The organism is Terrabacter sp. NPDC080008, assembly GCF_040702505.1.
Taxonomy (GTDB): domain Bacteria; phylum Actinomycetota; class Actinomycetes; order Actinomycetales; family Dermatophilaceae; genus Terrabacter.
In genome coordinates this window covers 236,193-259,187 of the sequence record NZ_JBFBLC010000001.1, presented here as the reverse complement: position 1 = coordinate 259,187, position 22,995 = coordinate 236,193, and the positions used below count along the sequence as shown (strand labels likewise).

At 67.5% G+C, this 22,995-nt stretch carries 15 protein-coding genes; 7 read left to right on the top strand and 8 right to left on the bottom strand.

The window, feature by feature from the left end:
- Positions 1 to 146 precede the first annotated feature (146 nt).
- The 3 genes from AB0316_RS01210 to AB0316_RS01200 all read right to left on the bottom strand — a co-directional run bounded on the left by AB0316_RS01210 (position 147) and on the right by AB0316_RS01200 (position 2,726).
- Positions 147 to 1,085: a hypothetical protein gene (locus AB0316_RS01210; protein ID WP_366269747.1), complete on the bottom strand. Its 939-nt coding sequence runs from the start codon at positions 1,083 to 1,085 to the stop codon at positions 147 to 149.
- A gap of 4 nt (positions 1,086 to 1,089) precedes the next feature.
- Positions 1,090 to 1,728, bottom strand: coding sequence for a hypothetical protein (locus tag AB0316_RS01205; protein ID WP_366269745.1), 639 nt, complete (start codon positions 1,726 to 1,728; stop codon positions 1,090 to 1,092).
- A gap of 101 nt (positions 1,729 to 1,829) precedes the next feature.
- A complete protein-coding gene (locus AB0316_RS01200) occupies positions 1,830 to 2,726 on the bottom strand; it encodes a TIGR04255 family protein (RefSeq protein ID WP_366269743.1) in 897 nt (298 codons plus the stop codon).
- 453 nt (positions 2,727 to 3,179) lie between these two features.
- Between AB0316_RS01200 and AB0316_RS01195 the strand changes: the two genes are divergently transcribed.
- Positions 3,180 to 3,653, top strand: a complete 474-nt coding sequence (locus AB0316_RS01195; protein WP_366269741.1) for an NAD(P)-dependent oxidoreductase — start codon at positions 3,180 to 3,182, stop codon at positions 3,651 to 3,653.
- 306 nt (positions 3,654 to 3,959) lie between these two features.
- Here AB0316_RS01195 and AB0316_RS01190 read toward each other — a convergent pair whose 3' ends face one another.
- Positions 3,960 to 4,529 (bottom strand): HNH endonuclease, encoded by a 570-nt coding sequence (locus AB0316_RS01190; RefSeq protein WP_366271266.1) that lies wholly within the window; start codon positions 4,527 to 4,529, stop codon positions 3,960 to 3,962.
- Between the two features lie 68 nt (positions 4,530 to 4,597).
- Complete coding sequence (locus tag AB0316_RS01185; protein WP_366269739.1) at positions 4,598 to 5,899, bottom strand: AAA family ATPase; 1,302 nt, start codon at positions 5,897 to 5,899, stop codon at positions 4,598 to 4,600.
- Positions 5,900 to 6,699: 800 nt separating this feature from the next.
- Here AB0316_RS01185 and AB0316_RS01180 point away from each other — a divergent pair.
- Positions 6,700 to 7,443: a DUF2971 domain-containing protein gene (locus AB0316_RS01180; protein ID WP_366269737.1), complete on the top strand. Its 744-nt coding sequence runs from the start codon at positions 6,700 to 6,702 to the stop codon at positions 7,441 to 7,443.
- A gap of 630 nt (positions 7,444 to 8,073) precedes the next feature.
- Here the strand turns inward: AB0316_RS01180 and AB0316_RS01175 are convergent.
- From AB0316_RS01175 to AB0316_RS01165, 3 genes are read right to left on the bottom strand one after another with little or no spacing between them, the layout of a single operon-like run.
- Complete coding sequence (locus AB0316_RS01175; protein WP_366269736.1) at positions 8,074 to 10,404, bottom strand: beta-galactosidase; 2,331 nt, start codon at positions 10,402 to 10,404, stop codon at positions 8,074 to 8,076.
- Entirely contained in the window at positions 10,401 to 12,620 is a 2,220-nt protein-coding gene (locus AB0316_RS01170; RefSeq protein WP_366269734.1) for a glycoside hydrolase family 3 N-terminal domain-containing protein, read from the bottom strand. Before AB0316_RS01170 ends, AB0316_RS01175 begins: the two co-directional genes overlap by 4 nt.
- A 1-nt stretch (position 12,621) precedes the next feature.
- Positions 12,622 to 16,005 (bottom strand): cellobiose phosphorylase, encoded by a 3,384-nt coding sequence (locus tag AB0316_RS01165; RefSeq protein ID WP_366269732.1) that lies wholly within the window; start codon positions 16,003 to 16,005, stop codon positions 12,622 to 12,624.
- A gap of 179 nt (positions 16,006 to 16,184) precedes the next feature.
- On the opposite strand from AB0316_RS01165, the gene AB0316_RS01160 reads away from it, so the two are divergent.
- The 5 genes from AB0316_RS01160 (at position 16,185) to AB0316_RS01140 (ending at position 22,875) form a co-directional block, all read left to right on the top strand.
- The gene (locus AB0316_RS01160; RefSeq protein WP_366269730.1) at positions 16,185 to 17,870 is read left to right on the top strand and encodes an ABC transporter substrate-binding protein; all 1,686 of its coding nucleotides are present in this window, start codon (positions 16,185 to 16,187) and stop codon (positions 17,868 to 17,870) included.
- A gap of 100 nt (positions 17,871 to 17,970) precedes the next feature.
- Positions 17,971 to 18,960 carry an ABC transporter permease gene (locus tag AB0316_RS01155; RefSeq protein ID WP_366269729.1) on the top strand — a complete coding sequence of 330 codons (990 nt, stop codon included), beginning with the start codon at positions 17,971 to 17,973 and terminating at the stop codon, positions 18,958 to 18,960.
- Positions 18,957 to 19,889: an ABC transporter permease gene (locus AB0316_RS01150; protein ID WP_366269728.1), complete on the top strand. Its 933-nt coding sequence runs from the start codon at positions 18,957 to 18,959 to the stop codon at positions 19,887 to 19,889. Before AB0316_RS01155 ends, AB0316_RS01150 begins: the two co-directional genes overlap by 4 nt.
- The gene (locus AB0316_RS01145; protein ID WP_366269726.1) at positions 19,886 to 21,739 is read left to right on the top strand and encodes an ABC transporter ATP-binding protein; all 1,854 of its coding nucleotides are present in this window, start codon (positions 19,886 to 19,888) and stop codon (positions 21,737 to 21,739) included. Before AB0316_RS01150 ends, AB0316_RS01145 begins: the two co-directional genes overlap by 4 nt.
- Positions 21,740 to 21,828: 89 nt before the next feature.
- On the top strand, positions 21,829 to 22,875 hold the full coding sequence (locus AB0316_RS01140; protein ID WP_366269725.1) for a LacI family DNA-binding transcriptional regulator: 1,047 nt from the start codon (positions 21,829 to 21,831) through the stop codon (positions 22,873 to 22,875).
- Positions 22,876 to 22,995 lie beyond the last annotated feature (120 nt).

Genomic DNA, 22,995 nt, shown 5'->3' with positions numbered 1-22,995 from the left:
ACGCGGCAGAGGCCGATATTCGGCATGTCTGAAGGGGCGCCTGCCCCATCGCAGGACATGCTTCGGCCAGGTGCGATGGCCGCGCAGAAACGGGCTTCTTAAGTCGTAACGGCCCTACTTATAAGTGTGAGTGATCTGGCGTTCGGTTACCAGGTTGGTGGGCGGCCAAGTTGCGAAACATACAGCGGCACTGAGTTCTTGTAGCTCCGGGCAGAGCAGTCGTCCATCGCAAGCACGATTGTCGGGAGCAAAGTGATGCCACTATTCTTCAGAACCTTGGCTCCTTTCTTGGTCCAGCCACGCCACATCTTTTTAGTTGCTGAATCAGGCTTGTGGTCGGTGAGAACCATCAGCTGCACCTGGGTAGGTAGGAGGCGGTCCCCTTCTATGCGGAGTCGCAACTCTTCCACGCGTTCGCTGAACTCGACGTCGGCGACCTTGATGTGCTCGTTGAGGGACGACACCAAGGCCTCGCTGAGGGCCGAGGAAAGAGCGCCGCGACGATACTTTCGCGCCAGAGTTTCAGCGAACGTGAGACGATCTCGTTCAGTAGCCCAGACGTTGACTGGCGTGGCCCCGACCAAAATGCCCTTGCTCAGAGGCAAGCTGACCCGTAGGTCCACCACGTAGTCGCCGTCGTCCCCTGGAGGTCTGGTCACTGGGACGAGGTAAGCGACCCTGCCTGCCTTCGCATTTCCCCGATTCGGGTCATCACGCGCAAGCCGATAGACCGGTGACGCGTTCACGAGCGGGTGCTTGGCACCGGTGCCAGTCGTCACTATGTCGCAGGTCTGGGATGTCAGCACCAGAAAGCCGCTTCCGGGCTCCTCAGACACATGAAAGTCTGTGGGCGCTCCATCGTACGGCAGGTACGGATCCGAACCTCGAGGTCCGGCCCAGAACAGAGGTCCTCCTAGTAAGGCGTCGCCCTGCTTCCATCTTTCGATTGAACCTTTCACACTCCGGCCGAGTTCACCCGGGATCAGACCGTTGATGCGCGGCTCGTATGGCTGTCCTAAGCCGGTCGGCTCCGGGACCGCGTCAGAACGATCCAAATCAGGTATCCCCATCCCCGTCTCGCTCATCAAGTCAGGCTTTCTCATCCTGGCTGTTGCGGCGGTAGGTGTTCGTGCGACGTGTCGCCGCGCGTCGCGCACCGGGAGCGGAGGAATCGACGTCCACAACGCTGGGCCAATCCACGGCGGTTGCGTTGCTCCAGTCTGGGACGCCCTCCATCGGGCGCGTCCGAGTCCGTCGGGTCATGGCTTCACTGAGGAGCTCGTCAAAGCGCCCGCTTCGCAGGTAGCTCATTTGGCGTGACCCCCTGATCCACCGCTTAAGGTCGTCACCGAGCATTTCCTGCAAGTCCTGAACCGCCAGGTGCAAGTCCTCAATGCGGTTGGCCGCGCCTAGTCTCACCGCAGAGCCCTTCTTGCGCCACGCGTAATAGGTGCGGCGAGGCACGCCTGCTGCCTTACAGACGTCTCGGATGGGCACGTCGAGCATTTCACCGATGTTGTTCAGCTGGTCAGCTGCTCGCTGGGAAGCTGATTTTGCAGTGCGCTGCGTGAGCAAGAATCGCACGTGGGGGGGCGCGGTCGCGCCCTCAAAGCGGATCACGATCGAGCCGGCGTCGATCAGCGCGTCCGAGGAGGTCGGAATTAGCGCTTCATCCCACAACGGAAGGAGTTCGCGCAGGTTGGGGCCCAGCAGCGAGTCATCAAGCATTGAACGGCCAGACATTGACTCGCTGGCGCGAGCGTCCCTTTGACGGCTTCCAAATATTGATCCCGTCCAGTCTCCGAGGTGCTGCGCCCCAACAGCCACAGTCATCGTTCTCCCCCTTCAACATCTGATTGCTTTCGATCTACCGTTGCGATCACCGTACCGGTGGCATCGACGCGTGCATACGGGTTCATAGTGGCTCGATACGACGGCAGCACGATCTGCTGGAACAGGCTCAGTGCGGTGCGGTCCAGCGTGCGAGCGGTTGTCACGATTCGATCCGCCTCGAAAGGACTTGCGGCCTGATCGAAAACGTCCAGGTCGACTAAGTAGCTGTAAGCGCCGAGCCGGGCGGTATCGCTGAAGAGACCGTGTCGTATCAGGGCGCCCTTGGCAGGCCCCAGTCGGACTTCTGCTTGCTGTTGCGTCCCGACAACCTTCGGCCCGATATTGGGGTCCAGGAGTGAACCCAGGAACGTCGGATTGATTGCGTCCTTCCATGCTAGGGGACTCTCTGCATCTGCGCGCGTCAGTCTGTTGATGAAACGCACGCCGACGCGGTTGAGCATCGCGGGCGACATGGTTGCTTCCACCGCCTCTGCCACCTGCGCGAGGACAGGCTCAAGCGTGGTCCGCCACCGCTCGTACTTGGTGGCCTGCACAGCAAAGACCCCTGGAAGCAGAGTCACAGCAAGGTGACCATCCTCGGTTGCCATCTGCCAACCGGAGGCGCGCTCTTGAAGATCGGGGAGGGCCTTACCATCCTCAATTCGGACCGTGATTTCCTGTGACTGCGTAGCGCGCATCTGCGGAAATTCAAAACCAGAGCGCTCAGCAGCATCGCGCACCCGAAATGCCACCTTTGAGGCGACCTCATGCTCAACACCGCTGAAGCGGATCTCAACGAGTGCGGCCTCGATCTGAGGGTTTCGCAGCAGGACGGGATCCGCAGGAGGTAGCCCTCCTATCGGCCCATCATGCGAGGTGTCGTAGTCGGTCATCTGCCTACCCCAATCCCGTACTTGCGCACATGTTGCACACTAGCGCGGGGATCTGACAATGGGGTACGCCTCGCGGTATCCAATGGTGCGCTTCGCCCCACACGGGCGCCCCGGGCGGGGTGTGGCCGGCGCTCACCTCGGGCGGTGCGATCGTTCGTCCCCTTGCGAACTACCGGTTTCCTGTGGCTTACGGAGAGAGCCGCGCTTCGCTGCCGGGATGCCAACCTGCGTCCTTTCGTCCCCGCCGAGGCCGGAGCGGAAGTGGACCATGCCGTCAGCATCCATGGCGCCGATCTAGGCCGCGCCCCAGTCGAACCGGGCGGCCACGTCCATAGAGGGATGTGTACTCCGTCAGGTGGGCATGGAGCATGGGCCTTGGCGCGACGTCGCGCGTTCCTCGTGCCGCCGGGCGAGTAACAGTTCGTCCGCCTAGACGGCGCGCTGAGCCGGCGGATGGGGCACCCAACGGTGCCGGAGCACTCGTACGCGATGTCGAAGGTCGCGAACGAGGTGACCGCTCGCTCGTTCCAGGCCCGCACCGGCGCCGACATCTACGGGCTGCGGATCAACAACGTCATCGAGCCGCACGAGTACGCCGAACTCTTCCCGCCGTTCCTCGAGGACCCGGCGCTGCGGCGGCGCAACGTCTTCGCCTACATCGACACCCGCGACCTCGGCCACATGTTGCAGCGCTGCCTCGAGACCGACGGGCTCGGCTACGAGGTCCTCAACGTCGCCAACGCCGACATGTCCGTCGCCGCGACGACCGACGAGGTGCGCGAGCGCTTCTACGACGGGGTGGAGCTGCGCCGCCCCATGGGGCGCAACGAGACCTTCTACTCCATCGACAAGGCCCGCGACCTGCTCGGCTACTCGCCCCAACACTCCTGGCGCGACGTCCTACCCGACCACCGCAACGGGTTGTAAAGGGGTGGATAAGGTGCCGACTCAGTTCATCGGAAGGTGGCTTTCCGAGTGCGGCCGCGGTGCATGATCCCCCATCGGCTGCCCGATCTCGCCGGTTCACTAATCGAAGACTTGTCTGCTCTCGAACAGCAACACAATCAGATTTCTCGTGTGCAGTGAATCGTAGGCCCAAAATCTATTCAAGCGGAACGAGGCAAGGGTACTAACTGTTGCCTTACCGCGAAGTTGCGGCGGCGTGTGCGCTTCCACATTCGATCGCCGATCCAACTGGGCGCTGACCGCGCATGGCGCTCACGCGTTGGAGTCCTATTGCGCATCTAGTGGGAATCCGATCTTCCGAAGATAGGCGCTGACGTGAGCGCTGTACTCGCCCTGTGCCGCGTCCAGTCTTATCGCTGACTCGATGGTCGTTCTCATCGGATCTATGGCGGCGTTCCATCTCTCCGCCATTTGGCGAATGGCTCGTAGCCGCGCCACGCGCGACCGCAATAATTCGTACCGGTTCAGGTCACAGGCAATGATCGTAGCTTCCCCGCGTTGGCTGCCCAGGGGACAGTCGACTAAGTCGCCGTAGAACTCCAAATGCTCTTCGATGGTATCCACGTAGGGATTTAATACCCCTGCTGTCGGGTGGTAAGCCACGTCTTTCGAGACATTGCACCGTGGGCACGCCCAAGTTAGATTATGCCAAGTGTGAGCCAGTTCGGGGTGAAGCGACTTTGGCACAATGTGCTCTACATGGGGATAGGCGACGTCGGCAATGAAGGATTCGCAGTACGCGCACTTATCGTTAGTTTCGGCTCGAAGTGTCAGTTTGATTTGCTCGTGACGCCACTTCTCGTGGTTCTTCGCGCCTTCAGTTGCATGGGCAGCCACGTAAGCTCGAGTCCAAAGCGCCTCGTTGTCCACCAAAATTTTAGGCTTGGGTAGTTTGACTAGGCGCCTCACCCTGGGCGTCCTTGCTCGCCGGGACTGGTTAAATTCATGATCGCCGTTGGGAACTCTGCTTCGAGGCCTAGCGCGGCCAAATCGCGGCGCAACTGCCGTAGGCGCTCATCGTTAAGGGTCCCCGGCGGGTAATCTTTTAGGACGCGTCTAAAAGCTGTCTCCGCCCAAGACGGGACTGTGCTACCGACACCAAGCACCTCCCGGAGGGTCTCGTCAGCGCTGGCCGCCTTATTCGCATAATCCAGACCTCGAGCGACGACCCGGCGCGCCTCGTTGTAATGCAGGGCATAAACGGAGGAGTCCGGTGTCGCTGTGACGACGAAAGGGCTGTGTGTGGCGACTATGAATTGCACATGAGGAAATGCCGCAACCAATCCTGGCATGAACTCCTTCTGGAGGCTTGGATGCAAGTGGTTCTCAGGTTCGTCCATAAGTACTGTAAAGCCAAATTCGGTTCTTGAACGGAGAAAAATGCTCCACGCCACTTCGATGATTGCGGCCAAGCCTCCAGAGGCGTCGTCGATTATGAAGTCGCCCGTGCTTGTCTCGATCACCAAGTCTGGGCTGCGAATATGCATGCCCTGATAGCCGAGAGACGCGGGCATCACTAGTTTGAGAATTTCTTGGAAACCATCCCACACCGAGGCGGCATCTCGATTGAAGTGAACATGCGGATTGTTTCGGACGCTGAAGACGGCCGCTGACATGAGCGCTTCCTTCAGTGCTTGCTGAGGTGATCGGCCGGTCCAGCCGCCTTGCCATCGCGTTCGTGCTTCTTGGGTGAACTGCTCGTACAGATCGTCGGGTGCAGCAAAAGAAGTGGGTATTTGCTGCACGGGTGTGTAGTTTCCCGAAGACGTGCGATGGGAAGTGATGAATGACCCTGTTACAGGCTGCTGATTGGTCAGCAGGAGATCATAGTGCGAAGCTTTCGCAAGCTCCGTGGGTGGTGGCACCTGAATATCAGTAACGATTCCGGTTCCGTACGTCAGTTTTCCTACGCTGGCGTAAGACCGGTCACGAGCCCACTTGCGAGCACGCTTTCGACCGACGGACACCCATCCGTACTCCGACCTGGTCCGAACTGGAGCGGTCGAGAAGGCGCGGGTCCAGTTGAAGTGCCGGGCCAAGATGCTGAGGATCGTGCTCTTGCCCGTGGCGTTGGCGCCGGTCAGGATGGTCAGCCGTGAATGGAACCGAAGGTGCACGGAGTCGAATTGACGCCAGTCCTCGATGGCAAGGGCAGCGAAGCCTGCCGGAGTCGGAGAACCAGAACCGTCCATGCCAGTCGAAGTCACGGCGACACCATATTCGAGACAGTGGCCCCCGGCGCCTCTCGACGCGAAGACACAGGCCCTCACAGTCAAAGGATTATGGGCTCAGTAGGCGCTGCGCGCGGGGCGATGCGAGGACGGGTCCGCCAAGACCGGAAGCATGACACCTAGCTCATTCGCGACAGGGCAGGCAGCCTGCAGCGTTCGCCTGGAACCGGCCCTCTCCCCGCTCGCTGCGTCGAGGGCGACAACCGACCACCTCTCACGCCAATTGGGGGCGGAGACTGTCTCGCGCGTCATCTCACCGGCACTGACTTCGACGACCGCCCGTTGGTCTCTGCCCTCAGGGCATTGGCCGTCTCGTAGGTCCGGACGGAGGTCTTCGGGGGGACCCGTCGTCTTCGCCCGGGCCGCCGAGTGGCGGCTATCCCGGAGAGGGCGGGGTTAGCCAGTGAAGTGCGCCGCGACTGGGTTGTCGCATCCCGGCCGTGGCATGGCCAGTTTTGAATGACGGGGTGCGTGCTCGCCGAGTGGAGCGCCTGAGCGCCATGGACCACGGCCGCGCTGTCGCCGTCCTCCTGGTTGCCGAACAGCTAGGAAAATCGGTCTCGTCAGTGTCGTCGCCCGGATTCGCAGCGGAGCTGGGGGTTCGACGCGCCGCCACCTCAATAGCGGGCGGACAAGGATCGCTCCACAGAAGGGCTCGAGCTGCGTGCTCATCCTGACGACGATCGGGGTTAGTCGGGGGAGTAGCCGTTACCGAGGAGGCGTTGGCGAGGTGAACTTCTCGGGTGGCCACACCTCGCCCGACCTAGAGTCGTCCCATGTTCGAGTCAACCCATGAGAGCTTCGTTGACCAACCAGCCGCAAGTCAGCGTCTGTGGCGCTACATGGACTTGGCGCGGTACCTGTCCATGCTGGGCACCGAGGCTCTCCACTTCGCGCGAGCTGATCAAATGCTCGACCAGTGGGAAGGTGCCTACGGCTCGGCAAACGTACTTGCTCGACCCGCTATGTATGGGGAGCACTACGCGATGATGGAGGCGAATCGGCCTCATAGGCGTGAGTTCGCCCGGTCCGTCGTGCACATGAACTGCTGGCATTTGTCGGACGTTGAGTCCGCCGCCATGTGGCACTTGTATCAACGCGAAGGTCGGGGCGTGGCCGTTGTGACCGATTGGGCGTCGCTTACGAAAAGCATCACGTCCGACCGCACGATCTTCGGCGGTCGAATCAAGTACATCGACTACGACACCACCCTAATCTCGGAAGGTAACGTACTCAACGCATTCATGTTTAAGCGGGAGAGTTACGCACACGAGAGGGAAGTCCGTCTCATCGCCATGACTGGCATCCACGGGCAAGTAAGCCATGAGGGGGTGGCTGGGGTGATCCCTGAGGGCCCGGTTGTGCCTGTTGACGTGAACCTGAGCGTGATGATCAAGGAAGTGCGTGTCGCGCCAGATGCTCCGGACTGGATTCACGGTGTCGTCCAGGACGTGACGCGACGATACGGCTTCGACTTTCGCGTCAGCCAATCGGATCTCGCTCGCGATCCAATCGCATAGTCCCGAGCCCCGTAGTATCGTCCTGGGGCGAGCGACTTGACACAGGACGAGTTTCAATTGGCAGGAAAGCAGTACTTAGAGGATTTGAAATCTGTATTGACTCTTGAGGTTCAAAAAATCCGCGAGTCTGCTACCGCCGCCATCAGTTCTCCTGACACAACCGAAGCAAATCTAGACCCCAGTTCCTGATACCATTCTATGGCCACTATCACGAACGGCCACACCTTGCTGACATATTGCTCAACAGTAAGCCAGACGGGATTTGAGGGGATCTTTGCCAGAAAGTCAAGGAACTGCGCTCGAGTTGGACCATAAGCGTGATCTCATGATGACTCTTGGGCATAGAGTATTTGCAGACACTCGGGCCACCCCACCTGCTTCGCTTGAGCCCCTTGATCTCAAGGACCCGACGGCCCTCGTGACCGCAATCACCACCCTCCTCGGGACGGTGCGCAAGTAAGTCCGTGGTTGTGACGTCACGCGTCGTTGCGTGCGGTTCAGCAGCCTGGTGTGAGCGAGCCGCGGCTCGGGATTCGCAGCGTGGTGCCAGAATGGCGTCTGCAGGTCACTGAGGGAGGCCGGGGCGCGACTGGTCGCCGCCCCCGGCCGTCCGTCCGGTCGTTGCGTGGTTCAGGGGCGGAGCTTGTGCTCGCCTGGCTTGAGGATCATCTGAGCACCGTCGACTACGAAGGTTGTGCTGCCATCTTCGTCGAGGCCGGGGCGGAAGTGGATCGCGCCGTCGCCATCGACGCCTGCGATCTCGGCCGAGGCCCAGTCGATCCGGCGGTCGGCCACGGCGAGGCCGAGCGGCAGGATGTGCCCGGACCGCGGCGGCAGCTCCAAGGTCACACCAGCAGCGATCGGGGTCCCGTCGAGGGCGACCGTCACCGTCGCGGGCGACCCGGAGATGTTGAGAACGTGCAGCGCCCGCTGGCCGTCCTCGCTGCGAGTCGTCGTCGCGAAGACACCCGGCCACTGGGTTTCCAGCCGCAGCCCCGGCGTGACGCCGAGGCTCGACAGTGCGCGGTCGAAGAGCACCGGGTCCGACGGCACTTGCGCCGCCAAGACGATCGCCCGGCCCTCGCCGAGCGGCACGTCGACGCCGCATACGGCTCCGTAGACGTCGGTCAGCACGACGTCACCGCGCTCGTGCTCGAGCTGCTGCAGCCATCCGGCGCGCATCTCCGGCCACGGCTGCGCCCAGCCCTGGGCGACGAGCGACGGAAAGTAGTGCCCCGAGTCGCGCACGACCTCACCAGCCGTGAGACCAAGAGCGTCCGCCAGCACCGTGCACGGCGAGCCATCGAGGTCCCGCTCCGGCACCAGCCCCAGCATCACGAGGTTGCCACCGGACGAGACGTGACCGACGAGCCGCTCCTGCACCACCCTCGACAGGTAGCGCCCGGTCCCCAGCAGCACCGTCGACCCCGGCGCAGGGTCCCGCCGTTCCAGGTGCGTGGCCCCGAACCGGAACCCGCCGAGCAGCAGCGACCGCGCCAGCGTCTTCCGCTCGCCGGCACCACGGTGCGACGTCAGGTCATTCACGACCTCCGTCATCACGTCGGACCCCGGATAGCGGTACTCCGTCATGTACGCGTCGAGCACCAGCCCGAGCGTGACGTCGTCGTGCTCCTCGTCCATCCGGGCCAGCCACGGCTCGTTCGCCTTGACGGCGTGCACCCCCCGCGCGGTCGCCTCATAGGCGTAGCCGCGCTGCCCCTCCGGCCCGACGGGAGCCGCGGTGCCGTGTCGCTCACCGGTGAACGAGATCCGCTCGTTCCCGTCGTCCACCTTCTCGTCGAGCGGCGGGTTGATGCCGCCGGCGAAGAGGTAGTAGTTGATGAGCCGGTTGCCCTGGGCCAGGCACAGCCGCGTCTTGAGGTCGGCCGTCGACGGGTCGTACTGCATCTCCGCCCCCGCGCCGTAGTCGCCCGAACCTGCCTCGAACTCCAGCGACGTCAGCGGCTGGTCGGCGTCGTGCACCGCCGCCATGAAAGCGTTCATGACGTAGAGGTCGGTCATCGTGTTGAGCGTGGCCTCGCCCAGGTAGTGGTCCGAGCCCGACAGCATCCCCGGGATGCCGGCATACGTGTCGACGAGCTGGCTGATGCCGATCGGGAAGGGGGCGCCGTTGCCGCCCTCGGTGCCGTGGATGTTGATGAGGAACGGCACGCCCGTGACGCCGCGCTCCTCGCACAGCCCGCGCAGCGCCGCCACGTAGTCGGCGAAGCGCTGCCGCATGAAGAGCCCGAGGTCGAGGCGCAGCGCGCAGGCCCACTCCTCCTTCGGCGACCGCACGGCCTCCGCCCAGCCCGGCTCACCCGGCGACACGGCATACGCCCCCGCCCCGCCGTGGCGCGAGAGCACGAACTCCCCGAACGACTCGACGAGCCCGTCGGTGAGGTCAGGTGAGTTCGTCACCCAGGCGAGCATGCCGATCTCGTTGTCGAGCTGGACCCCGACGATCGGGCCGCCGGCCGGCTGCAACCTCGGCGCGAGCACCGGCATGATCGCGTCGAACCACCGCGCGCTCTCCGACAGGAACGCCGGCGCGAGGTAGTCGACGGTGCTCGACGTGACCGGCACGCCGTCCCAGCCGAGCGGCATGATCTCCGGGTGGTCGCGGTAGACGCGGAACGGGATGCCCTCGTTCTTCAGCTCCGCCATGATGAACGGCCCCGGCCGGGCAAGCACGCGCAAGCCCTTGGACGCGGCGAGGTCGATGAAGGCGCCGATGTCGCGCTCCGGCCGTGTCTCGCCGGTGACGTCGATCGTGCGGTCGGGCAGCTCGTGGAAGATCCACGGGATGTAGGTCGCGACGGTGTCGCAGCCGGCCTCGCGCAGCAGGTCGAGCCGCTGCCCCCACTCGGCACGCGCGACGCGGAAGTAGTGCACCTCCCCGCCCATGACGATGCGCGGCTCGCCGTCGATGCGGATCTGGCGCTGGGTGATCTCGATCATGAGTCCTTCTTCGTCACCGTGACGGACACGGGCTGGAGGCGGGCGGAGTCGGGCCCCGTGAGCAGGACGATCTCGCCGTCGTCGACGCGGGTCGTGAGGTCACGGCCTGCGTATGCCGTGTGCTCGGCTCGCACGTCGAAGGTGACCTCGCGCGCCTCGCCGGGCACGAGGTCGACGAGCGCCCAGTCCATGAGCTCGACGAGGGGGCGGGTCACCTGCGCGACGGGGTCGCGGAAGTAGAGCTGGACGACCTCGCGGCAGGGCCGGTCGCCGATGTTGGCGACGGTCACCGTGAGGGTGACCGAGCCGTCGGTCGGCATCGTCGGTGCCGACACGGTGGGCTCGCTGTAACCGACGCTCGTGTAGGACAGGCCGAACCCGAACGGCAGGCGCGGGTAGGTGAGGGCGTCGATGTAGCGGCCCTCCTTGTGGTCGACGTCGGCCCGGATGAGCCGGCCCGTCGGCCGCTGGTGCGTGCTCGTCGGGATGTGACCCGTCGAGAGCGGGAAGGTCATCGGCAGGCGGCCGCTCGGCTCCACCTCACCGAGCAGCACGGAGGCAAGGGCGTTGCCGGCCTCGGTGCCCGGGTGCCACACGACGACCACCGCGTCGGCGAGGTCGAGCACCTCGCTCAGGTCGAGAGGGCGGCCGGTGTAGACGACGGCGACGAGCGGCTTGCCGAACGCGGCGACCGCGCGCAGCACCTCGAGCTGGCCCGGCGGCAGGCCGATGTCGACCACCGACTGCGCCTCCCCGGAGCGCGAGCGGTGCTCGCCGAGCAGCAGGACCGTCGTCTCGGCGGCGCGCGCCTGCATGAGCGTCACGTCGGAGAAGCGGCCGTCGGCGACGGTGAGCCGGTCGCCGAGACGCTCGCGCAGGGCGTCGCCCGGAGTGACGACCTCCTCGCCGCGGCCGTCGAGCACCCATGTGCCGAGCAGGGCGTCGCCGTCGTCGACGAACGCACCGCTGAGCAGGACCGAGCCGGTCGCGTCGGGGGAGGCGTCGAGCGGGAGGACGCCGTCGTTCTTGACGAGCACATGGGCGGCCTGGCCGGCCCGGAGGGCGACCTCGCGGGTCTCGGGGGTCGGCGCGTTCGACGCACCGGGGCGGGCGGCATACGGCCGCTCGAAGAGGCCGAGGCGGAACTTCAGGCGCAGCACCCGGCGCACCGCGTCGTCGACGAGCGCGAGCTCGACCTCGCCCGACTCGACGAGCTCCTCGAGGTGCGCGAGGTAGGCGCCGCCGCACATGTCGAGGTCGACGCCGGCGCGGATGGCCAGGGCTGCCGCCTCGCGCAGGTCGGCCGCGACGCCGGCGTTGACGATCTGCCCGACGCCGTTCCAGTCGGCGACGACCATGCCGTCGAAGCCCCACTCGCCCTTGAGGACCTCGCGGATGAGGTGCTCGTGGGCGTGCATCGGGATGCCGTCGACGTCGTTGAAGGCCGCCATCACGGTCAGGACCCCGGCGTCGACGGCGTCCTTGAAGGGGCGCAGGTGCAGGTTGCGCAGCGTGTTCTCACCGACGCTGACCGTGTCGTAGTCGCGGCCGCCGGCGGACAGGCCGTAGCCGGCGAAGTGCTTGGCGCACGCGGCGAGCCGGTCCGGGTCACTGGCGGCGTCGCCCTGGAAGCCGCGCACGAGCCCGGCGGCCAGACGGCCGGAGAGGACCGGTGTCTCGCCGAGCGACTCGGCGACCCGGCCCCAGCGCGGCTCCTCGGACAGGTCGACCATCGGCGCGAACGTCCAGGCGACCCCGTCGACGACGGCCTCGCGGGCGGCGATCGTGCCGACCTCCTCGGCGAGACCCGCGTCGAAGGACGCGGCGATGCCGAGCGGAATCGGCGCGACCGTGCGGTGGCCGTGGATGACGTCACGGCCGAAGAGCAGCGGGATGCCGAGGCGGCTCCCCTCGATTGCGTGGCGCTGGGCGGCGTCGATGTTGCCGACGAGCACGCCCTCGTCGCGCTCGTTGCCGCCGGTCGGGCCGGAGGCGTAGAGGCTCGAGCTGATCCGCGCGGCCGCGATCTCGTCGGCGTCGGCCTCGGGGTCGATGTTGGCGACCATGTGGGTCTGGCCCACCTTCTCGGCCAGCGTCATCTGCGCCAGAAGCAGGTCGATGCGCTCCTCGACGGGGAGGGTCGCGTCGAGCCAGGGCCGCTCGGACTGGCCCTCGGCTGCGGCGGTGCCGTCGGTCGTGCCGGTGGCGTCGGTCATGTCAGTGGGTCTCCACGATGATCTCGGTGGGGGCGGACAGCAGGTCCTGGAGCGGGACGGCTACGCCGGCCCGGCGGTAGGGGTTGCTGAGCGGTCGGGTCTCGAGCTCGCGGCCGTCCACCGTGACCCGGCGCACGCCGTGGCCCTCGGGACCGACGACGTAGCGGACGGTCAGGTCCGTGGCCGCGAGCGGTAGACGGGCGGTCAGCTCGGTGGCGCCGTCGGCGGCCTGCGCGGGCGGCAGCACGGGGTCGACCTCGACCTCCTCGCCGCGCTGGCGGATGCCGAGCAGCACCTCGGTGACGAGGCGCAGCACGAGACCGGGGCCGGAGGAGTAGATGCGCCACCCGCCCTCGAGCGGCACGTCGCCGGCCATGAGCGCGGCATACCGCTCCGACGCGTCGTAGCGGTCGGTGAAGGCCGCGTCGGACGAGGAGTAGTAGCACGTCGTCTGGCGCGGACGCGCTTGCGGGACAAGCGCATCCAGCCCGACCGGGCTCGCCTTGGCCAGCGCCGTCAGCAGCTCGGCGCCGTCGCCGACGCGGGCCAAGGCCTCGGCGTAGCGCAGGTGGGCGTGCATGTACATCAGGCCGATCTCGCGGCCCCAGAAGGTGCTGGCCTCGGCGCGCTGGAAGACCGTCATCGGCCCCCCGACGTAGCTGACCGGCCGGTCGAAGAGGCGCGCCCCGTCGGGGCCCATCAGGTGCTCGCCGATGAGGTCGAGGTGGTGGCGAGCCTGCTCGGGCGTCATCAGCTCGGCGCCGATCGCGTGGATCCACGGCAGCACGCCGTAGTGCAGCCCGGTCCGCTCGTCCGAGGGGTGCACGAGCGGCTCGAACGACCCGTCCTCGTGGTGCAGCAGGTAGCCGGGCAGCACCGGGTCGGCGTCGAGCTGCTCGAGCAGCGCGTCGTGGGTGCGCTCGGCCAGCTCGTCGGCGTCGGCGCTGAGCTCCGCGGTGTCGCCGGGCGTGCCCACAGCGTGCAGGCCCTCGGCGAGGGTGCGCAGCGACTGGGTCTGCAGCACCGCCGTCCACGTCGAGACGAGGTGCGCCGCCAGGTGCGGGTCGGCCGGCTGGAGCGAGTCGTTCCAGTCGCCGTGGCCGTATGCCGGCAGCGGGCTCCCGGGGACCGTGCTCTCCGCGATCCGGGCCACCGCACGCCGCAGGTGCTCGGCGACCGTGTCCGGCTCGCCCAAGGCGTCGTCGCCGACGAAGGCGACCTGCTCGTCGAGGATGCTCGCGTCACCCGTGGTGCGCAGGTAGTCACCCGCGGCGAGGACCGGCCAGAAGACGACGTCGCCGTGCGAGTCCTGCTGGCCCGTCTCGGGCAGCGGCGGGAGGAACTCGAAGGCCTGCGGCCAGTCGCCGCGGGCGTTCTGCGCGCGGAAGACCCGCAGCAGCACGTCGCGCACCGCGTCCTGACGCCCGAGCGCGGTCAGCAGGCCGACCGGTCCCTGGCAGATGTCGCGGGTGCCCCACGCACCGCCCGAGAACTGCTCGAGGCCGCGCGGGGAGAGGTAGTGCACGAAGGCGTTGTGCGTGAACCACGGCAGCGCGGCCGACAGGTTCGCGGCCTGCGAGCCGGCGTCACCGAGACCGGCACCGTCGAGCGCGACGGCGTGACCCGCCCTGTCCCAGAAAGCCTTTCCGAGCTGCTCGCCTACGGGGAGCACCTCGCCGGCTGGTGCGTCACCGGCGCCGGGCGCGGAGGCGACAGTGACCTCGACCTGCTCGCTGGGGTCGAAGAGGACGGTCAGCCAGCCGGGTCCGCGCGTGACGCCGTCGGACTGCAGGCGGGCGTCGCCGGCATCGGCGCTGCCGCTGCCGGTCCACGAGAGGCGCCACGGGCGCGGGTCGCCCGCGGTCACGACGTCGACGTGGTCGTCGGCGGTCGTCAGGGAGGGCGCGTCGGTGAGGTCGTCGGCGACCTGCACGGTCAGCAGCACCCGCCGCGGGGTGTCACCACTCTGCGCGACCGAGAGGCGCAGCTCGTGCTCGTCGGCGGGGGCGCTCGAGGTCACGGTGAGCACGGGACCGGACGCGGCGGCATACCACCACGTGCAGTGGTCGAGACCGGTGAACCACGCGCTCGGCGTCTCGAGGAGGCTCCACGAGCCGTCGGTGTCCTCGACGAAGAGGCGGACGCCGTGGGCGCGCTGGAGGCCGAGGTAGGTGCGGCGGCCGGTCGCGACGGGGTTGCGGCCGACGTGGCCGCGGGTGATCTGCGAGTGGAAGGTGCCGGCCATCCACACCGTCGACGCGACCGAGCGCGAGTCGGGGGTGAACGCGTCACCGGTGCGCAGGATGTGACCGTGCGGGCGCAGGACCGCGAGCTCCTTGGCCGGGGTGACGAGCTGGCCGCCGGCCACGGTCCAGGCGAGCTCGGTTCCGTCCTCGGCCGTCTCGACCTGGGTGCGGTCGTCGAGCAGGCCGGCGGCCTCGAGCTCGGTGTGCGCCAGCGGTCGCGACGGGAAGGCCGGGCTGGCCGACCACAGCGTGGCGGGTGCGGGCGCCGAGGCGTCACCGGTCGCGTCGGTCGCGGACGGCTCGGCTGCCCGGTCGGCGAGGGCGACATCGGCCCAACGGGCGTCGGCGTCGGAGGTGGCGTCGGGGTGGTCCTCGAGCGCGATGCCCCAGAAGCCGGTGGTGTGGGTGGCGGCCGGCGCGATGACGGCCGGGGCGTCCTGCAGGGCGATGAGCGAGTGCTCGTGCTGCAGCCGCTCCCCGGGCAGCGTGGCGGCGTCGAGCCCGGGCCAGCGCACGCCGCGCTCGGTCCGCTCGATGAGCTGCAGCGCGTCGGTGGCCCAACCTGCACCGGTGCCCGCCGACCCGACCATCAGCCAGGGCACGAGCTCGCCCGGCATGTTCTGCCGCACGGCGACCGCAGTGCCGTGGCCGTCCGTCGCGACGGGCGAGATGTCGAGGTACTGGCTGACGTAGTACTCGTTGGTGCGCACGGCACCGAGCGGCGCCAGCGCGGGGTCGTGGGTGAGCACGACGTCGGCGGTGACCGGCTCGCCGGACGTGTTCGTCAGGGCCAGGTCCCAGTGCCAGCTGGCGTGCTCGCGACCGAGGGTGAGGTCGAGGCGGTAGTCGAGCGCCTCGTGCCGACCGGTCACGACGACGCTGTCGTTCCCGGCCGTGACCGTGGACCCGGACCCGGGGCGCAGCAGTGCCCGACGACGTATGCCGTCCGGTGCGTGCACCCGCAGGTGCACGTTCGTCAGCCCGGCCTCCGCGACGGTGGCGGGGTGCAGCAGCAGGCTCCGGCCGAAGGCCTCGAGCCGGCGCAGGCCGCCGTTCGGGAGGACCTCGGCGAAGAGGGATGGGCCGCCCCGGAGGGTGTGGATGCGAGGGGCGGTCAGGACGTCGTTGTCGTCGAGCACTGCTCTTGTCTACCAACCGGCCCTGTTTTCACACCAGAGCGAATCCCCTTGAAAACAAATGAAAGTCAGCGCACGCACGGCCGACCCCATGAAAGTAGTTACATGCTTCCAGAGCGTTGACAGTGCTCGACGAAGCGGACCTAGATTGGCGCCGAACCCGCCCCCCACGGAGGTCCGCAATGACGCGAACACGCACCAAGCCCCTGCTCCTCGTGACCGGCCTGACCGCCGCCGCCCTCGCCCTGACAGGATGCGCCGGCAGCGCCGCCCAGAAGGCGAGCCAGGGCAGCGGCTCCAGCGACGGCATGATCGAGCAGCTGACGTTCCCCTCCGAGGCCGACGCCACCGTCGGCGGCCTCGTGAACTACAACCCGCTCTCCCCCAAGCCGCTGACGACGCGCTGGCTCTACGAGCCGCTCATCGTGCGCAACAACCTCACCTGCGAGGAGACCCCCTGGCTCGCCACCAAGGCGACGTGGGACGGCCCCACCAAGTTGACGCTGGACATCCGCCAGGGCGTCAAGTGGAGCGACGGGAAGCCTTTCAGCGCAGAGGACGTCGCCTTCACCTTCAACCTCGGCAAGAAGTACCCGGGCGCCGACAAGGCCGGTCTGTGGAACGACGCCATCGGCGCCCCGGCGAAGTCCGTCACCGCCCAGGGCGACAAGGTCGTCTTCGAGTTCACCGGCAACGCCGCGGCGAAGTACGACAGCATCATCCGCACCCTGATCCTGCCGGAGCACTACTACGGCAGCGTCGGCGACCCGACGAAGTTCATCGACAAGGCGCCCGTCTTCACCGGACCCTTCAAGATCGGCAGCTACAACGGCCGCCGCCTCGTGCTCGAGCGCCGCGCCGACTACTGGCAGGCCGACAAGATCAAGGTCAAGAAGCTCGTCCTCGAGGGCACCTACGACGCCTCCCAGGCGGCGCTCAAGCTGCGCTCGGGCCAGCTCGACGCGTACTACGGCGAGATCCCCAACCCGCAGAAGTCGTTCGTCGACGCCGACCCGCAGAAGAACCACTTCTACTACGCGCCCAACGGCACCACCGTGCTCACCGGCAACGACCAGAAGGCGCCCTTCAACGACCCGAAGTTCCGCGAGGCGATCAGCTACGCGATGGACAAGCAGGCCATGTCGACGAAGGCCACCTACGGCATCATGAAGCCGGCCAGCCAGACGGGCCTCAAGCTGCCCTCGATGGAGAACCTGCTGCCGGAGAAGTACGCCGGCAAGGACACCGTGCTGCCGTTCGACGTGTCCAAGGCGAACTCGCTCCTCGACGCCGCCGGTTACAAGAAGGGCGCGGACGGCAAGCGCACCAACCCGGACGGCTCGCCGCTGTCGATCAACTTCTCGGTCCAGGCCGGCTTCATCGACTACCAGGCGATGGCCGACGTCGTGGCCCAGGGCATGAACGCCGCCGGCGTCGACACCAAGGTCACCGCCTCGGCGCCCGACTCGGTCGACGGCCAGAAGAAGACCGGCGACTTCCAGCTGCTGTTCGAGTACCTCCACGGCGGTTGCGAGCTGGCCCAGAACATCGGCGCCAAGCTCTCGAGCAAGTCGATGCCGACGAAGACCGACATCTTCCCCAACGTCGAGCGCTACAGCGACCCGGTGACCGACGAGGCCGTCAGGAACCTCGCCGCGTCCACCGACAAGGCCGACCAGAAGAAGTACGTCGGCGAGCTCGTCGACACGATGATGACGAAGTACCCGGTCACCTCGCTCATCTACGCGCCGGCCCGCATCCTCTACCGCACCGACCACGCCGTCGGCTGGCCGAGCGAGCAGAACCCGTACGCCAACCCGGTGGACGACGCCCTCCTCGTCATGACGCGGCTCACCGCGCCCAAGTGATGGAGCCGGCAACCACCGGCTCGGTGGGGTGGGCACGCGTGCCCACCCCACCCGGCCGGCCCGGCGAGGCCGAGGGCATGACCAAGGGCAGGAGGACGCGGTGAAGTACTTCGCCCGCAAGCTTGGCTTCTTCCTCGCGACCCTCTGGGCCGTGGTGACGCTCAACTTCCTCATCCCGCGCCTGCAGCCCGGCGACCCCGCCGAGATCATGGTCAAGAAGCTGGCCGGCAAGGACGCAGCGCTCGACCCGGCCCAGGTCAAGGCGATGCGCGCCATGCTCGGCGCGCCGGACGGCTCGCTGGTCTCGCAGTACTGGGACTACCTCGGCCAGCTGTTCCACGGCAACCTCGGGCTGTCCTACAGCTACTACCCGTTCAAGGTCACCGAGGTCATCGGCCACGCCTTCTGGTGGACGGTCATCCTCGTCACCATCACGCAGGTGCTCTCCTTCGTCGTCGGCATCGTCCTCGGGGCGTATGCCGCGTGGCGCCGCAACTCGCGCCTGGACTCCGTCGTGACCCTCGGGTCGACCTTCCTCGGGACACTGCAGCCGTTCTGGATCGCGCTGCTGCTGCTCTACGTCTTCGGCTACAGCCTCGGCTGGTTCCCGACGTCGGGCGGCTACGAGGACTCGACGCCGGGCTTCAACTTCCCGTTCATCCAGGAGGCGGTGTCGCACTCGTTCCTGCCGGCCGTGGCCCTGCTCGTCGTCACGCCGATCGGCTGGATCCTCGGCATGCGCAACACGATGATCATGAACCTCGGCGAGGACTACATCCGCCTGGCGCGGGCCAAGGGCCTGCCCGACCGGGTGGTCGCGCTGAAGTATGCGGCGCGAAACGCCCTGCTGCCCAGCGTGACCGGCTTCGCGCTGGCGCTCGGCGGAGTGCTCGGCGGGACGATCCTCGTCGAGCAGGCCTTCGACTACCCGGGCCTCGGCCGCCTCATGGGTGAGGCCGTCGGCAACAAGGACTACCCGTTGCTCCAGGCCCTCATGCTGCTCACCACCGTCGGGGTGCTCGTCGCCAACCTCGTCGCCGACCTGCTCTACGGAGTGCTCGACCCGCGGGCGAGGAGGGCCCAGTCATGACGATCCTGCCCGTGAACGACGTGTTGGCAGAGGGCGATCCGGCCCAGTCGGCCAGCGTCGAGCAGGTCCCCGACGCCGAACGGCCCGACCGCTGGTGGGAGGTGATGTGGAGCAGCAGGAAGGCACGCGTCGGCATCGTCATCGTCACGGCATACGTCCTCGTCGCGGTCTTCGCGCCGCTTCTCGCGCCGCACGACCCTCTGGACTCCTCGTTCGAGGCGCTCCTCGGTGCGAGCGGCGACCACTGGCTCGGCACGACGAACGACGGTCGCGACATCGCCTCGCAGCTCATCTACGGCACGCGGATCTCGTTGCTGGTCGGCCTCTTCGGCGGACTGCTGGCGACGCTCATCGCCCTGGTCGTCGGCATGGTCTCCGGCTACGCCGAGGGCACGATCGTCGACGACATCCTGTCGTTCATCACCAACGTCGCCCTCGTCATCCCGGCGCTGCCGCTCATCATCACGCTCGTCGCCTACAGCGAGGTGCGCGGCGTCTGGCTCATCGTCGGCGTCATCTCGATCACGTCGTGGGCCGGCGGCGCGCGGGCCAAGCGCGCGCAGATCATCACGCTGCGCAACCGCGACTTCGTCACCGCGGCGAAGTTCTCCGGCGAGGGCACCTTCCGCATCATCTTCCGCGAGATCCTGCCCAACATGAGCTCGCTCGTCGTGGCCGCCTTCGTCGGCGCCGCGACCGGCGCCATCGGCGCCGAAGCGGGCCTCGCGGTCCTCGGCCTCGGCGACTCCCGGAGCGTCTCGTGGGGCACGATGCTCTACCAGGCCAACGCGCAGGGCGCCATCACGCAGGGGCTGTGGCTCTGGGTCTTCACCCCCGGCCTCGTCCTCGCCATCCTCATCACCGGCATGTCGTTCATCAACTTCGGCGTCGACCTGCTGAGCAACCCCCACCTGAGGGAGGACTCATGAGCCTGCTCGAGGTCAAGGACCTGTCGGTCCGCTACGAGCCGAAGAGCCACCGGCCGCTGGATGCCGTCCAGGACGTCAGCTTCGCGATCGAGCCCGGCGAGTTCGTCGGACTCATCGGCGAGTCCGGTTCTGGCAAGACGACGCTCGGCACCGCGCTGCTGCGGCTGCTCCAGCGGCCCGGGCGCATCAGCGGTGGGAGCATCACCTTCGACGGCACCGACATCACGCACCTGCCCGAGGACGACCTGCGGGCGATCCGCTGGCGTGACCTGTCGACCGTCTTCCAGAGCAGCATGAACGCGCTCAACCCGGTGACGCGCGTGGAGGCGCAGTTCCGCGACGTCATCGAGCAGCACTCGCAGCTGCGCGGCGAGGCCGTCACCAAACGCATACGCGAGCTGTTCGACATGGTCATCATCGACCACAAGTTCATCGGCGCCTACCCGCACGAGCTCTCCGGCGGCATGCGCCAGCGCGTCAACCTCGCCCTGGCGCTCGCGCTCGAGCCGAAGTTCGTCCTCCTCGACGAGCCGACCACCGGCCTCGACGTCGTCGTGCAGCACTCGATCCTCGAGAACGTGCGGCGCCTCCAGGCCGAGCAGGGCTTCGCGGTGCTCTTCATCAGCCACGACATCGGCACGGTGCTCGACCTCTCCGACCGCATCCTCGTGATGTATGCCGGCCGCATCGTCGAGGAGCAGCCGGCCGCTGCGCTCCTGCGCGACCCGCTCCACCCGTACTCCAAGGGCCTGCTCGGGTCGTACGGCGACCCCCGCGCGGAGACGGTGCGGATCACCTACGTGCCGGGGCGCCCGCCGGACCTCAGTCTGCCGATCGTCGGCTGCAGCTTCTGCCCGCGCTGCCCCGAGCGCATCGGCATCTGCGCCGAGCAGGAGCCGCCGCTCCACCCCCTCGGCGAGGGCCGCGGCGCCTGCCACGTCGCCAGGCTGCAGCGCGACGAGGACGGCGCCGGCGAGCACGGTGAGCCCACGCGCGTCTTCGAGGGGCCCCAGTTCGTCAAGACGGCGGAGGAGTCGAGCGACGCGCTGCGCGGCCCCGCCGTGCTCAGCCTCGAGAACGTCTCCAAGGTCTTCACCCGCCGCCGCGGACTCGCCGTCCAGCGCACCGAGGCGGTCACCGACGCGACCTTCGTGCTGCGCAAGGGCCAGGTCACCGCGCTCGTCGGCCAGAGCGGGAGCGGCAAGTCGACCCTGGCCCGGATGATCACCGGCGTCGACAGCCCGACGGGCGGCCGCATCGTCTTCCACGGACCGGAGGGCGACCGGGAGGTGGCCGGCTTCAAGGGCCGGGCGCTGCGCGACTACCGCGGCGAGGTCCAGATGGTGTTCCAGGACCCGTACAGCTCGATCAACCCGGCCAAGCGCGTCGGCTACATCCTCGCCCGGCCCCTCGCGAACTACCACGGGCTGCGCGGCGACGCCCTGCGCGAGCGGGTCAAGGAGCTGCTCGAGACGGTCGCGCTGACCCCGGCCGACCGGTTCATGAACCGCTACGGCTACGAGCTGTCGGGCGGCCAGCGCCAACGCGTCGTCATCGCCAAGGCCCTGGCGGTCGAGCCACAGATCATCGTCGCCGACGAGCCGATCAGCAGCCTCGACGTGTCGATCCGCGCGGAGATCCTGGAGCTGCTCAACGACCTCGTGCAGGTCAAGGACGTGGGCATCCTCTACATCACCCACGACCTGCTGAGTGCCCGGATGCTCGCCGACGAGGTGATCGTGCTCAACGAGGGCAAGGTCGTCGAGCAGGGCCCGACCCTGAAGGTCATCCGCGACCCCAGCGACGACTACACCCGGCGGCTCATCGACGCGATCCCCAACCCCTTCTAGGAGTCGCTTCGGCACGGTTCGCGTGCAGTTGTGCTGAGTTGTGCAGCGGCGCGAGCCCGGGCACAGTGTTCCCGAGCGAGGGAGCCTGGGTGTCCACGGAGCACGACGACGCGCGGCCGGTCACGATCTACACCGTGGCCGAGCGCGCCGGCGTGTCCATCGCCACGGTGTCGCGGGTGCTGAGCGGCTCCACCCCGGCCTCGGCGATGACCCGCCAGCGGGTGCTGCGGGCGGTCGAGGAGCTCGAGTACGTCCCCCTGCGGGCCGGCCGGCCGGTCGACGTGCCGTCGCACGAGACGCACGGGCTCGTCCTGCCGGGGCTGCGAGGCCCGTACTACTCCGAGCTGCTGTCGGGCTTCGAGTCGACGGCCGCCCGCGACGGGCGCTCGGTTGTCGTCGTGGTCTGCGACGCCCACAAGGACGCCGAGGCCTCGGTGCGCAAGATCCTCGGCCGGGTCGACGGCATCGTCATCGCCAACGACACGATCAGCGACGCCATGGTGCGCCAGGTCGTCAAGAGCACCCCGACCGTGCTCGTGGCCCGCAACGCGGTGCCGGGGTGCGACGCGGTGCAGGTGGAGAACTTCATCAGCTCCGCCGAGCTGACCCGGCACCTGCTCGACCACGGCCGCAAGCGGCTCGCCTTCGTCGGCGACCCCGACATCTCGCACGACGTCTCGGAGCGCTACCGCGGCTTCCTGCACGCCCTCGCCCGCCAGCGCGGCGCCGAGGTGGCCGGGCCGATCCGCGTCGCCTTCGAGGAGACGTCGGGCGGTCGCGTCATGGAGGCGCTGCGCGAGGCCGAGGCCGGTGGCGCTGCCGTCGACGGGCTGGTGTGCGCCAACGACGAGCTGGCGCTGGCCACGATGGTCCTGCTCGGCAGGGAGGGTCGGCGGGTGCCCGAGGACGTGGCCGTGGTGGGCTTCGACGACATCATGACCTCGCGCTACCTCGCACCCGGCCTGACCACCGTCCAGCAGCCGATGCGCGAGCTCGGCCGCTGGGCCGCGATCCGCCTCCACGAGCGCATCGGCGGCCGCAAGTTCGACGTGCACCCCCAGGTGCTCCCCACCCGCATGGTCGTCCGAGGCTCGTGCGGCTGCGGCTGGGACCAGACCGCCGTCGTCGGCGGCTGAGGCCCAGTCCAGAGCCAACCCCAAAGTCGAGTGGGCACTTTCCGACGTTTGTCCACATCCCGCCCCGCCCTCCCACATCGAGTGGGCACTTTCCGACGTTTGTCCACACCCCTTGCGTAT